Here is a 12,720-nt window from a genome sequence, read left to right on the forward strand (position 1 = left end):
CTTACGAGCGCTTGCCGGCGCCGCGGGCAAAACGACGCTCAAGGCGGCTCTGACCGAATGAAAGAACAGTCACCACCGCCAGGTACCAGATGCCGGCAACAATCAGCAGCTCCATCACCCGGGCGTTGGCGTAGTAGATGTTTTGCGCGTTGTGCAACAGCTCCGAGTACTGGATCACACTCGCCAGGCTGGTCATTTTCACCATGCTGATGAACTCGTTGCCTACAGGCGGAATGATCACCCGCATCGCCTGGGGCAGAATCACCCTACGCAGCGCCTGAAGGCTTGGCATGCCGATCGACTTGGCGGCTTCGTACTGGCCGGTGTCTACCGACAACAGGCCGGCGCGCACCACTTCAGCGGTGTAGGCGCCCTGGTTGATACTCAGGCCGAGGAGGGCGGCCACGAACGGCGTCATCAGGTCCACGGTGTCGATGCTGAACAGGCCGGGAATCGCGATCACCGGGAAAATCAGCGCCAGGTTGAACCACAACAGCAGTTGCAGAATCAGCGGCGTGCCCCGAAACAGCCAGGTGTAGGTGATGGCCACGTAGCGCAGGATCGGGTTGGCCGACATGCGCATGATCGCCGTGATCACCCCGATCACCACGCCCAGCGCCATGGCCAGGATCGACATGATGATGGTGTTCACCAGGCCCCAGATGATCGCCTCGGACGTGAGGAACTGACCGATGTAGGACCATTCGATCTGACCGTTGGCAAACGCCCGCAACAAGGCGGCCAGGGCGACCACGATCAGGGTGGCGAACACCATCCGGCCGTAGTAGCGACGGGGCACGTGCTCGTACTTCGTGATATCGAACTGGTTTTCGGTCTGCTGGCGCTCGGCTTGCAAGCGCTCTGCCGGGGTTTGCTTCATGGTGACTCTCCAAAACAACGATCTAACTGGACACCAACGTCCTTGTAGGAGCCCGGCTTGCCGGCGATGGCGTTCTTAAAAGCGCCATCGCCGGCAAGCCGGGCTCCTACAAGGTGCGCGTTAAATTCGAAAGCCGGTGTAACTCTCGGCCCACTTCTGTTGGCTTGCCAACGCCACCTTCAACCGCCCAATCTGCTCTCTTACCCGTTCCGGCGCCGTACCGCCCCAACCACTGCGCGCCGCAATCGCCGCTTCCAGGGTCAGGCACTCACGCACCTCAGGTGTCAGCCGCGTATCCACCTCCGCCAACAACGCCGGCGAGGCTTCCCACAATTCAATCTCATGCTTCTCACAGGCCTGGACCAAGGCGCCGGTAATCTCATGGGCCTCCTTGAACGGCACGCCGCGGGTGGCCAACCAATCCGCCACCTCGGTTGCCAGGGTGAAACCCATTGGCGCCTGGCGCCGCAGCTCCTCCACCTGCACCTTCATCGTCGCGACCATCCCGGCCATTGCCGGCAGCACCAACAGCAACGTATCCACGCTGTCCAACACGCTGTGCTTGTCTTCACTCAAATCGCGGTTGTACGAGAGTGGCAAGGACTTGAGCGTCGACATCAACCCGGTCAGGTTGCCAATCAAGCGCCCAGCCTTGCCCCGCGCCAATTCGGCAATGTCCGGGTTCTTTTTCTGCGGCATGATCGAGCTCCCGGTGGCGTAGGCATCGTCCAACTGCACCCAGCGAAACTGCCGCGATGACCACAGGCAAAACTCCTCCGACAGCCGCGAAATATTCACCCCGAGCATGCCCGCCACAAACAGAAACTCCGCCACGTGGTCACGGCTGGCTACAGCGTCGATAGAGTTTTCGCACGGCCCGGTGTAACCCATCTCCTTGGCCGAATGCTCTGGCTGGCGCGCAATAGCCGAACCCGCCATCGCCGCTGCGCCCAACGGTGACAGCGCCGTACGCGCATCCCAATCCACCAAGCGCTGCACGTCCCGCAGCATCGATTGCGCGTGAGCCAACAAGTGATGGGCGAACACAATCGGTTGGGCCTGCTGCAAGTGGGTAAAGCCTGGGCAAATGCTCTCGATATGCTGCTCGGCCTGCTCCACCAGTGCCTGCTGCAACCCCAACACCTCAGTGGTGATGGTGCGCGCGTGGTCCCGCAGGAACAGGCGCAAATCGTTGGCCGTCTGGTCATTGCGCGAACGCCCGGCGCGCAACTTGCCGCCCAGGGCGCCCAAACGCTCGGTCAACACGCGCTCGATGAAGGTGTGCACGTCCTCGTCATCCAGCGTCGGGTGCAGGCGGCCAGCGGCAAAGTCTTCGCCAATCCGATCCAGCGCTTCCAGAGTGCGCAAGGTTTCCGACTCATCCAGCAACCCGGCGCGCTGCAACTCACGGGCATGGGCCCGGGAGCCGGCCAGGTCGTAAGGCGTCAGGCGAAAATAGCGCTCGGGGCAACGCGACAGCGCGGCCAAAGCAGCAGATGGGCCGGACTTGAAACGAGCACCCCAGAGGCGATCGGTGGGCTGAGACATGGTGTTCCTCACGCTTGTTTTTAGAAGTGACAAGCCCGATGGACGTGGCTTGGCCTTATGAATTCGGAGGGCAGTAGCAAAACGAAAAGTCCTGATCGAAGTGTCAGGTTTTCAGGGGCGTTAAATCAGCCGGTAAAGCTGTTCAACCCGCTATATTCAAGGTTGCCAAGGGCGGTTAAGTATGTTCATTATTGCCGCCCGGCGATGTTCATGGAGTAGGTCAAAGCCTGTTGAATATGGCACTTGAGGTCAACACGTATTATGGAAACCCCACTTTCCAATTCTGGAAACATACCGCCAAAACCCGGCACAAGACCGCCCCTGCAACTCAGCGGGCTGGACTTCAAATTGCTGCGGGTGTTCAAGGCTGTGGTCGAAGCGGGCGGCTTCAGCGCGGCGCAGAATGAACTGAATGTGGGCTTGGCAGCGATCAGCAAACAGATTTCCGACCTCGAAATCCGCATCGGCATGCGCCTGTGTACGCGGGGCCGGGAAGGGTTTGGCCTGACCGAAGAAGGCAAGTTGGTCTACCAGGCGTCCATCGAATTATTCGCCTCCGTGGACAGTTTCAGAGACAAGCTTAGTTCGGCGCAGAATGAACTGATCGGCGACCTTAGTGTGGGCGTTATTGATAACACCGTGTCGGACGTTAATTCCCCGCTGATTAAAGCGCTGGGGAAATTACATACCGAATCACCAAAAATAAGATTGCGCCTACATGCCTCGCAATTGGACGAAGTTGAACGCGGCGTGGTGGAAGGGCGGCTGATTGTCGGCATCGTGCCGGTGTACCAGCGGCGAGAGGAATTCGATTATTTCCCGTTGTACGAAGAAAAGTCTCACGCCTACTGCGCCGTCGGGCATCCGCTGTTTGAAGCGAGCGAGATCAACGCAGATGTGTTGCGCCAGCATGAAGTGGTCAATCATCGGTACGCGATCCATAGCGACAAAGCCAACTTCGTCAGCTACGACAGCCAGTCCGCGTCGGCCTCACAGGTAGAAGCCGTGGCCATCCTCATCCTTACTGGCCGCTTCCTGGGCTTCCTCCCGACACACTACGCCACGCCGCTGGTGAGTGAAGGGCGCCTGCGCGTGTTATGCCCGGAGCAGATCCACCTGAGCACTCCGTTCAACGTCATCCTCAAACACAACACCCCGCGTAGCCCGCTGGTCAAAGCCTTCGCGACGGCGCTGGGTGTGGATCTCAAAGCGCCAATCTAACGAATTCCCACCCACCTTAAGGATATACAGAGCTCACCTGTAGGAGCTGTCGAGCCCCAGCGAGGCTGCGATGGGATCAACTCGGTCTACCCGCAGACCCCATCCACCCGCATCACCGCTGCAACTTGGCCCGCTTTTTCTTCGCATGAAAATGCCGAAAATGCGCATCCTGCGCCGCCGCCAACAACTCCCGATCCCCGCGAGTATCACCCCAGGCCCTGAGCCGATACTCCCCCAGATCCCCATAAACCGCCTCAAGCCGAAGCACCTTATTCTCACACCGGCAATTATTCCCCGTGAGCTTGCCAGTCAACACCCCGTCAACCGCCTCAAGCTCAGTGCCAATCAGCTTGATCCCAAGCCGATCCGCAAACGGCTGCAACACCAACGCCGGCGACGCCGAACACAGCGTCACCACCGCCCCGGACTTCACCTCATCGGCCACCGATTGCAGCCCGGTCGGCCGCATCAACTTGTTCCAATACGCTTGGCAGTATTCTTCAGCCTTCTGCTGAACCCACGCCCTGTCCACGCCGGTCATAAAGGTGCGGATCAACTGCGCCTTGAGCTCATCACGGCTAATGACGCGCAACAGAAACTGCGCGCCAGGCACCGCCAGCTTCACCATCCTGCGCATGAACTCGCCTTTACCAAAGGCGAACTTCAGGAATGGCACGAAACTGTCGTGGTGGGTCAGGGTGCCGTCGAAGTCAAAGACGGAGAGTACTTTGGCATCCAAGGGGCCGGATTCGAGCATGTCTGGGTTCACGGGCGGGTCTCGGTCCTATCTACTATTTTTTGGAAGGTGCATCTGCTCTGACAGCAAGAGTTTACTCCGGTATCAATCTGTTGATTTTGGAGTAAAGCCCTTTGGTGAAAATATCCCGGTCGCTCGACCGATGACACCGCTGATGGCAATTGGGGCACAAGGCTACAGCATTGGTGATGCGATCCGAACCCTTCTGGGCGAGGTGCTTGACGTGATGTACTTCAAGAAATGGCTGGCCATCGACTTCGAAAGGCGCGTGTGAGCCGCAGCCTTCGCAGATGCCATTGGCTTCTTTCAGTACCCAAGCGCGTACTTTGGGATCACGAACAAAAGCCGTACCGACGATGGATACTTTCTGTGGCTTCGCAATTCCGTCCGGCACCTTTTCGATGGGCTGCTGCAGTAGCTTGGAGGCGCGGCGGACGAGGGTTTGCTCATCTGCAGTTTGGGCTGTTTCATCTGATTCAAATATACGAAGGGCAGCGAGGGCTTTGCGAATCTGTTGTTCTACTCCCGAGCCCACGTTATTTGCAGGTTTGTATCCCTTGATCCGATTCCGGCCCATTTGGACCAGAACTGCAGAAATATTCTGCATACGAAATTCGATGGAGCCTTCTGTACGCCCTGCGATTGCTCCCTGACGTAGCAAGCGGTTTTCATGGGCTTTATTAAAGTGTTGGCCGCTGTTCTCCCACGCCAACATCTTCAAGTAAGTCTCGACTGCCGCGGCTAGTTCCTCGTCGCTCCAGTCAATGCTGTCTTTTGTGATATCCATACAATCGCCGAGGGTAGAAAGTCCTCGGACGATACTGAGTGGCCATTAGCACGTCCACGAAATTTCCTACAGCGGCGTAGGATTTGGCATTTTGCGTGTATAAAAAAGCCCTGAACAAGTCAGGGCTTTTTAATTAACTCAAGAATCAGTCCCAGCTCAACGCCCCGCCGGTCTGATACTCGATAACCCGAGTCTCAAAGAAATTCTTCTCTTTCTTCAAGTCCATAATCTCGCTCATCCACGGGAACGGATTCGTCGTCCCTGGATACTCTTCCTTCAAACCAATCTGCGACAGACGACGGTTCGCGATGAACTTGAGGTAATCCTCCATCATCGCCGCGTTCATACCCAACACCCCACGCGGCATGGTGTCGCGAGCGTATTCAATCTCCAGCTGAGTCCCTTGCAGGATCATCTGGGTCGCTTCTTCCTTCATCTCGGCATCCCACAAATGCGGGTTTTCGATTTTGATCTGGTTGATCACATCGATGCCGAAGTTCAGGTGCATCGACTCATCCCGCAGGATGTACTGGAACTGTTCCGCCACGCCGGTCATTTTGTTGCGGCGGCCCATGGACAAAATCTGGGTGAAGCCGCAGTAGAAGAAGATGCCTTCCAGTACGCAGTAGTAGGCGACCAGGTTGCGCAGCAGTTCTTTGTCGGTTTCGACGGTGCCGGTTTCGAACTTTGGATCGGAGATCGAACGGGTGTACTTCAAGCCCCAGGCAGCCTTTTTGGCGACCGAAGGAATCTCGTGGTACATGTTGAAGATCTCGCCTTCATCCATGGCCAGCGATTCGATGCAGTACTGGTAGGCGTGGGTGTGGATCGCTTCTTCGAAGGCCTGGCGCAGGATGTACTGGCGGCACTCCGGGTTGGTGATCAGGCGGTAAACAGCCAGTACCAGGTTGTTCGCGACCAACGAGTCGGCAGTGGAGAAGAAGCCGAGGTTGCGCATCACGATGCGGCGCTCGTCGTCGGTCAGGCCTTCGGGGGTTTTCCACAAGGCGATGTCGGCGGTCATGTTGACCTCTTGCGGCATCCAGTGGTTGGCGCAGCCGTCGAGGTATTTCTGCCAGGCCCAGTCGTACTTGAAAGGCACGAGTTGGTTGAGGTCGGCGCGGCAGTTGATCATGCGCTTTTCGTCTACGGCGACGCGGGCAGCGGAGCCTTCCAGCTCGGCGAGGCCTTCGGCGACGTCGAGTTTGTCGAGGGCGGCCTTGGCGCGCACGATGGCGGCGGAGTCATTGGCGGTGACGGCGCGGGCTTCGATGGCGGCAGCAGCGCCGGCACCGTCGAGGCGGTCCATGTTGGCTTCGGTGGCGTGGCCGGCGTTGGCGCCTTTGGCAACTACTTCGCCGTCTTCTTCTTTGTCGAATTCGTCCCAGCTCAGCATGACGTGTCGTCTCCTGCGTGAGGGCTCTAAGGTGCCCGTGTGAAACCGGATGGTTGGGTGTTCACACGGCCCAAAGGCCGCGGTGGATCTTAAGGAATCGTTTGTTGCAGCTAGCGCACGCATTAAACGGAATCAGGGGTTACGGGTGTTCTGCTTGAGGCTTGAGGGGCGGAGCGATGCTTGCGAGCTCCAGCGGGGGCCTCAGGTCTGGCTCTTCATCCCAGTGTAAAGGGATATTGCAGGCCCGATTTACCCGCGCATTATAGGGAAAAAATCGACTTTGTGTTGCGGCGGATGGTCTCGGTGAGCGGACAAAAAGCCTGCTTTTCAAGCCAGAGCGCGGGTTTATTGGGGTTGGCTGGAGGGACGAGCGGTAGGATTTTTTTCGAGGGGGTGAAGCGGGGTGACGGTGAGGCCGGCTCTTTGCCGCAAGAACGATTTCTTGCGGCGAATAAGATCTGAGTGAATGGCAACTAACGAAGTTATTACCCGTTAGAGCAACCGTTACCCATCACTTGATATTGAAGAATATGACGCTGACCTTGCGAGTCTTCATATTCCATTTTTACCGGTACAACTTGGCATACATCCGGAACTTCACTCATGGACAATACTTTGGCAACGTCCAGGTGGGTGCTGTAGGTGTAGTCTTCAACAATCGGAGTGCTCTGGCTGGCTACGTCAGTCGGGGCTTCGTCGGCCAGGGCGGCGGTGGCGCACAAGCTGCTAAGGGCCATAACTAATAACGCTTTCATTTGACTATTTACCTTTTGGTGGTCGAAAGGGGTCACGGGGCCCTTGTGAGGCCACGTGTGTAACTTGATTGGGAAGTTCGGATTAACGATGCCTTCGTGGGGGCTGTTACGTTGTTAATCACGGTGCCTTGATGGCGAGGTTGATTTTAGGCGTGCGGGTTATATTCATATACCCGTGCTTTTGATAAACACTATTGGTGGTTTTTGTAACAATCGCGAAATGAAGGTTTTTTCAGAAACCTGCAAAGCGCCACAGGCCGCGGGCCAGAGCGCCGCCGAGGTATAGGAGGGCAATTTGTAGGGGCTTGTTACTACCATCGTCGAATGGTTCTATAGGCCCGGCCCGGCTACAACAGGGCCATACAACAACAACTATGTCACCGAGGTAAGAAAGATGAGTGCGGCTTCTCTGTACCCCGTTCGCCCCGAAGTAGCAGCCAACACGCTGACCGATGAGGCGACCTACAAGGCCATGTACCAGCAGTCGGTGGTCAACCCCGACGGTTTCTGGCGCGAGCAAGCCAAGCGCCTTGACTGGATCAAGCCTTTCACCACTGTGAAGCAGACCTCCTTCGACGATCACCATGTCGACATCAAATGGTTTGCCGACGGCACCCTCAACGTTTCCTACAACTGCCTGGACCGTCATCTCGCCGAGCGCGGCGACCAGGCGGCAATCATCTGGGAGGGCGACGACCCTGCCGAAAGCCGCACCATCACCTACCGCGAGCTGCATGAAGAAGTCTGCAAGTTCGCCAACGCCCTGCGCGGCCAGGATGTGCACCGCGGCGACGTGGTGACTATCTATATGCCGATGATTCCCGAAGCCGTGGTCGCCATGCTGGCCTGTACCCGGATCGGTGCGATTCACTCGGTGGTGTTTGGCGGTTTCTCGCCAGAGGCCTTGGCCGGTCGGATCATTGACTGCAAATCCAAGGTGGTGATCACCGCCGACGAAGGCATTCGTGCCGGCAAGAAGATTTCCCTGAAGGCCAACGTCGACGATGCCCTGACCAACCCGGAAACCAGCAGCATCCAGAAAGTCATCGTGTGCAAGCGCACCGGCGGCAACATCAAGTGGAACCAGCATCGCGACATCTGGTACGAAGACCTGATGAAAGTGGCGGGTACCGTGTGCGCGCCGAAAGAGATGGGCGCCGAGGAAGCGCTGTTCATCCTTTACACCTCCGGCTCCACCGGCAAGCCGAAGGGCGTGCAGCACACCACCGGCGGCTACCTATTGTACGCAGCCCTGACCCACGAGCGCGTGTTCGACTACCGCCCGGGCGAAATCTACTGGTGCACCGCCGACGTCGGCTGGGTCACTGGCCACACCTATATCGTCTACGGCCCGCTGGCCAACGGTGCGACCACGCTGCTGTTCGAAGGCGTGCCGAACTACCCGGACATCACCCGGGTGGCGAAGATCGTCGACAAGCACAAGGTCAATATCCTCTACACCGCTCCTACTGCGATCCGCGCAATGATGGCGTCCGGCAAGGCCGCCGTGGAAGGCGCCGACGGTAGCAGCTTGCGCCTGTTGGGTTCGGTGGGTGAGCCGATTAACCCGGAAGCGTGGGACTGGTACTACAAGAACGTCGGCCAATCCCGTTGCCCGATCGTGGATACCTGGTGGCAGACCGAGACCGGCGGCAACATGATGAGCCCGTTGCCCGGCGCCCATGCGCTGAAGCCGGGTTCGGCGGCACGCCCGTTCTTTGGGGTGGTGCCGGCGCTGGTGGATAACCTGGGCAACCTGATCGAGGGCGTCGCCGAGGGCAACCTGGTGATTCTCGACTCGTGGCCGGGCCAGGCGCGCACGCTGTATGGCGACCATGACCGGTTTGTAGACACCTACTTCAAGACCTTCCGTGGCATGTACTTCACCGGAGACGGTGCGCGTCGTGACGAGGATGGCTACTACTGGATCACCGGTCGGGTGGATGACGTGCTCAACGTGTCCGGCCACCGCATGGGCACTGCCGAGATTGAAAGCGCCATGGTTGCCCACCCGAAAGTCGCGGAAGCGGCGGTGGTGGGGGTGCCGCACGACATCAAGGGCCAGGGTATCTATGTGTATGTGACGCTGAAAAACGGCGAAGAGCCGAATGAAGCGTTGCGTCTGGAGCTGAAAAACTGGGTGCGTAAAGAGATCGGTCCGATTGCCTCGCCGGATGTGATCCAGTGGGCGCCGGGTTTGCCGAAGACCCGATCGGGGAAAATCATGCGCCGGATTTTGCGCAAGATTGCGACCGCTGAGTACGACGGGTTGGGGGATATCTCCACCCTGGCAGACCCGGGAGTGGTGGCGCATTTGATTGAGACGCACAAGACCATGAACGTCGCGTAAGGCGGGTTTGTGGGGCAGAGCCCCATTCGGCGTAGGCCGGGTGGGGCTTTTTTGTGCGCCCACAAAAACACCAAAAATCAACTGTGGGAGCGGGCTTGCTGTGGTGATCGGGCTTGCTGTGGTGAGCGGGCTTGCCCCGCGCTGGGCTGCGAAGCAGCCCCATCAATCTATGGTGAACCCGGCGGGGGACAAGCCCCCTCACCACAGCAAGCCCCCCCCCTCACCCCAGCAAGCCCGCTCCCACAGCCGACTGCATTCCACCGCCGTTCATCCAATGGAGCGACTTACACAAGGCCAATAAATATCGGATTGTGTCGTAGGAAGTTTCAGAATGTTACCCACCCCTGCAAATGTGTAACCCCACGCCCAAACATGAGACAAAGTGCTACGCCGGTGCCCCTAAAACCCGCGTTTTAGACACCCTGTAAAATTAGATCAAACGCTACACTTGCCGTGCTAGAAGGGTTTGCGAATAATAGGCCCGCAATTTGCAGCGTTAACTGGTTTAATATCTTTTGCCTCTGCATAAAATCCAGGGGCTGTCAATGTGCTGGAACCGCTTTCTTGGTGCATCTGTAAATTGTTGTCGCATTGAGGAAATATCGGCTTCCGGCCTGTCGTTAGAATGCCGATCACTCGCTCGTCGTCGCCGATGTGAAACTGGCGCAGGACGCAGCAACGCTATTCGGTTTCACTCAGTCGCATCGTGGGCTCTGGCTCATACTGCTGTTTTGCCCTATACCGATGGAGTCCCAAGATGAAGAAACTCGTGCTGTTGGGCGCCCTGGCGCTGTCCGTGCTGTCCATGCAGGCTTTCGCCGAAGGCAAGCCACTGAAGATTGGTATTGAAGCGGCTTACCCTCCGTTTGCCTCCAAGGCGCCGGATGGCAGCATCGTCGGTTTTGACTACGACATCGGCAACGCCCTGTGCGAGCAGATGCAGGTCAAGTGCACCTGGGTCGAACAGGAATTCGACGGCCTGATCCCGGCACTCAAAGTGCGCAAGATCGACGCCATCCTGTCTTCGATGTCCATCACTGAAGACCGCAAGAAGTCCGTGGACTTCACCAACCGTTACTACCTCACCCCGGCTCGCTTGGTGTTGAAGGAAGGCACTGCGGTCACTGACAGCCTGGATGAACTGAAGGGCAAGAAGATCGGCGTGCAACGTGGTTCGATCCACGACCGTTTCGCCAAGGAAGTCCTGGCCCCTAAAGGCGCCACCATCGTTCCTTACAGCTCGCAGAACGAAATCTACCTGGACGTGGAAGCCGGTCGCCTTGATGGCACCGTAGCCGACGCTACCCTGTTGCAGGAAGGCTTCCTCGACACGCCAGCCGGTAAAGGCTACGCGTTCACCGGCCCGGCCTTCACCGACGCCAAGTACTTCGGCGACGGCATCGGCATCGCGGTACGCAAAGGCGACAAGGAAAACCTGGACCGCATCAACGCAGCCATCGCTGCGATCCGTGCCAACGGCAAGTACAAGGCCATCCAGGACAAGTACTTCAACTTCGACATTTACGGCCCGGAAACTGCCGCCAAGTAAATCGTCGCAGCTGTCTGTCCGCAATGGCGCAAGCAACAGGGTCTCTGAAGTTTGCGCCATTTTTTCATCCCCCTTTTCGAGGACCTGAATCATGTTGAAAGGCTACGGGGCTGTCATCCTCGATGGCGCATGGTTGACGCTTCAGCTCGCCTTGTCGTCCATGGCCCTGGCCATTGTTCTGGGTCTGATCGGGGTCGCGTTGCGCCTCTCGCCGGTGCGCTGGTTGGCCTGGCTGGGCGACCTGTACTCCACGGTGATCCGCGGGATCCCCGACCTGGTGCTGATCCTGCTGATTTTCTACGGCGGTCAGGACCTGCTTAACCGCGTCGCGCCCCTGCTGGGCTACGACGACTATATTGACTTGAACCCCTTGGCCGCCGGTATCGGCACCCTGGGTTTCATCTTTGGCGCCTACCTTTCGGAAACCTTCCGTGGCGCCTTCATGGCCATTCCCAAGGGCCAGGCCGAAGCCGGCATGGCTTATGGCATGAGCCCGTTCCAGGTGTTTTTCCGGGTGATGGTGCCGCAGATGATTCGGCTGGCGATCCCCGGGTTTACCAACAACTGGCTGGTACTGACCAAGGCTACCGCACTGATTTCGGTGGTGGGCCTGCAAGACATGATGTTCAAGGCCAAGCAGGCGGCAGACGCCACCCGCGAGCCTTTTACCTTCTTCCTCGCAGTGGCGGCGATGTACCTGGTGATCACCAGCGTGTCGTTACTGGCCCTGCGTCATCTTGAGAAGCGCTACTCGGTAGGCGTAAAGGCGGCTGATCTATGATCTTCGACTACAACGTCATCTGGGAGGCCATGCCGCTGTACCTCGGCGGCTTGCTGACCACCTTGAAACTGCTGGCCATTTCGCTGTTCTTCGGCTTGCTCGCAGCCTTGCCCCTGGGCCTGATGCGCGTGTCCAAGCAGCCGGTCGTCAACGGTGTGGCCTGGCTCTACACCTACGTGATTCGCGGCACGCCGATGCTGGTGCAGCTGTTTTTGATCTACTACGGCCTGGCCCAGTTCGAAGCGGTGCGTGAAAGCTTCCTGTGGCCGCTGCTGTCCAGCGCGACTTTCTGTGCGTGCCTGGCGTTTGCCGTGAACACCAGCGCCTACACTGCTGAAATCATCGCCGGCAGCCTCAAGGCCACGCCCCATGGCGAGATCGAAGCGGCCAAGGCCATGGGCATGTCGCGCTACAAGCTGTATCGCCGGATTTTGCTGCCGTCGGCCCTGCGCCGGGCGCTGCCGCAATACAGCAACGAAGTGATCATGATGCTCCAGACCACCAGCCTGGCCTCCATCGTTACCCTGATCGATATCACCGGCGCCGCGCGCACGGTGAACGCCCAGTATTACTTGCCGTTCGAAGCCTATATCACCGCCGGTGCGTTCTACCTGTGCCTGACCTTTATCCTGGTGCGCCTGTTCAAGCTGGCCGAAGGCCGCTGGTTGAGCTACCTGGCTCCACGGAAGCATTGAT

General features: G+C 58.3%; 11 protein-coding genes. 5 read left to right on the forward strand and 6 right to left on the reverse strand.

The features are described 5' to 3' along the window. Position 1 precedes the first annotated feature (1 nt). A complete protein-coding gene (locus ACZRN6_RS04035; protein WP_063027828.1) occupies positions 2 to 880 on the reverse strand; it encodes an amino acid ABC transporter permease in 879 nt (292 codons plus the stop codon). 120 nt (positions 881 to 1,000) lie between these two features. Beyond that, positions 1,001 to 2,428 (reverse strand): argininosuccinate lyase, encoded by a 1,428-nt coding sequence (gene argH, locus ACZRN6_RS04040; RefSeq protein ID WP_464007274.1) that lies wholly within the window; start codon positions 2,426 to 2,428, stop codon positions 1,001 to 1,003. Between the two features lie 261 nt (positions 2,429 to 2,689). On the opposite strand from argH, the gene ACZRN6_RS04045 reads away from it, so the two are divergent. Then, positions 2,690 to 3,649 (forward strand): LysR family transcriptional regulator, encoded by a 960-nt coding sequence (locus tag ACZRN6_RS04045; protein ID WP_464007275.1) that lies wholly within the window; start codon positions 2,690 to 2,692, stop codon positions 3,647 to 3,649. A 112-nt stretch (positions 3,650 to 3,761) separates the two neighbouring features. Here the strand turns inward: ACZRN6_RS04045 and ACZRN6_RS04050 are convergent, their stop codons facing one another. The 4 genes from ACZRN6_RS04050 to ACZRN6_RS04065 all read right to left on the reverse strand — a co-directional run bounded on the left by ACZRN6_RS04050 (position 3,762) and on the right by ACZRN6_RS04065 (position 7,344). Beyond that, a complete protein-coding gene (locus ACZRN6_RS04050) occupies positions 3,762 to 4,406 on the reverse strand; it encodes an HAD-IB family hydrolase (protein WP_322146976.1) in 645 nt (214 codons plus the stop codon). Positions 4,407 to 4,479: 73 nt separating this feature from the next. Beyond that, positions 4,480 to 5,193 carry an HNH endonuclease gene (locus tag ACZRN6_RS04055; RefSeq protein ID WP_322146975.1) on the reverse strand — a complete coding sequence of 238 codons (714 nt, stop codon included), beginning with the start codon at positions 5,191 to 5,193 and terminating at the stop codon, positions 4,480 to 4,482. 145 nt (positions 5,194 to 5,338) lie between these two features. Further along, entirely contained in the window at positions 5,339 to 6,589 is a 1,251-nt protein-coding gene (locus ACZRN6_RS04060) for a ribonucleotide-diphosphate reductase subunit beta (protein WP_167663725.1), read from the reverse strand. Positions 6,590 to 7,074: 485 nt separating this feature from the next. Then, entirely contained in the window at positions 7,075 to 7,344 is a 270-nt protein-coding gene (locus ACZRN6_RS04065; protein ID WP_178902594.1) for a DUF2790 domain-containing protein, read from the reverse strand. Positions 7,345 to 7,738: 394 nt separating this feature from the next. Here ACZRN6_RS04065 and acs point away from each other — a divergent pair, with 394 nt between their 5' ends. From acs to ACZRN6_RS04085, 4 genes are all read left to right on the forward strand, one after another. Beyond that, the gene (acs, locus tag ACZRN6_RS04070) at positions 7,739 to 9,694 is read left to right on the forward strand and encodes an acetate--CoA ligase (RefSeq protein WP_464007276.1); all 1,956 of its coding nucleotides are present in this window, start codon (positions 7,739 to 7,741) and stop codon (positions 9,692 to 9,694) included. 757 nt (positions 9,695 to 10,451) lie between these two features. Further along, a complete protein-coding gene (locus ACZRN6_RS04075) occupies positions 10,452 to 11,243 on the forward strand; it encodes an ABC transporter substrate-binding protein (RefSeq protein ID WP_322146971.1) in 792 nt (263 codons plus the stop codon). 91 nt (positions 11,244 to 11,334) lie between these two features. Beyond that, a complete protein-coding gene (locus ACZRN6_RS04080) occupies positions 11,335 to 12,024 on the forward strand; it encodes an ABC transporter permease (RefSeq protein ID WP_088426868.1) in 690 nt (229 codons plus the stop codon). Next, complete coding sequence (locus ACZRN6_RS04085) at positions 12,021 to 12,719, forward strand: ABC transporter permease (protein ID WP_322146970.1); 699 nt, start codon at positions 12,021 to 12,023, stop codon at positions 12,717 to 12,719. The genes ACZRN6_RS04080 and ACZRN6_RS04085 overlap by 4 nt, the downstream gene beginning before the upstream one ends. Position 12,720 lies beyond the last annotated feature (1 nt).

Source organism: Pseudomonas sp. A125, assembly GCF_055409485.1.

Bases quoted from the DNA above. Each gene is read 5' to 3' on its own strand.
- ACZRN6_RS04035 (WP_063027828.1), bottom strand. From the start codon at position 880: ATGAAGCAAACCCCGGCAGAGCGCTTGCAAGCCGAGCGCCAGCAGACC.
- argH (WP_464007274.1), bottom strand. From the start codon at position 2,428: ATGTCTCAGCCCACCGATCGCCTCTGGGGTGCTCGTTTCAAGTCCGGC.
- ACZRN6_RS04045 (WP_464007275.1), top strand. From the start codon at position 2,690: ATGGAAACCCCACTTTCCAATTCTGGAAACATACCGCCAAAACCCGGC.
- ACZRN6_RS04050 (WP_322146976.1), bottom strand. From the start codon at position 4,406: ATGCTCGAATCCGGCCCCTTGGATGCCAAAGTACTCTCCGTCTTTGAC.
- ACZRN6_RS04055 (WP_322146975.1), bottom strand. From the start codon at position 5,193: ATGGATATCACAAAAGACAGCATTGACTGGAGCGACGAGGAACTAGCC.
- ACZRN6_RS04060 (WP_167663725.1), bottom strand. From the start codon at position 6,589: ATGCTGAGCTGGGACGAATTCGACAAAGAAGAAGACGGCGAAGTAGTT.
- ACZRN6_RS04065 (WP_178902594.1), bottom strand. From the start codon at position 7,344: ATGAAAGCGTTATTAGTTATGGCCCTTAGCAGCTTGTGCGCCACCGCC.
- acs (WP_464007276.1), top strand. From the start codon at position 7,739: ATGAGTGCGGCTTCTCTGTACCCCGTTCGCCCCGAAGTAGCAGCCAAC.
- ACZRN6_RS04075 (WP_322146971.1), top strand. From the start codon at position 10,452: ATGAAGAAACTCGTGCTGTTGGGCGCCCTGGCGCTGTCCGTGCTGTCC.
- ACZRN6_RS04080 (WP_088426868.1), top strand. From the start codon at position 11,335: ATGTTGAAAGGCTACGGGGCTGTCATCCTCGATGGCGCATGGTTGACG.
- ACZRN6_RS04085 (WP_322146970.1), top strand. From the start codon at position 12,021: ATGATCTTCGACTACAACGTCATCTGGGAGGCCATGCCGCTGTACCTC.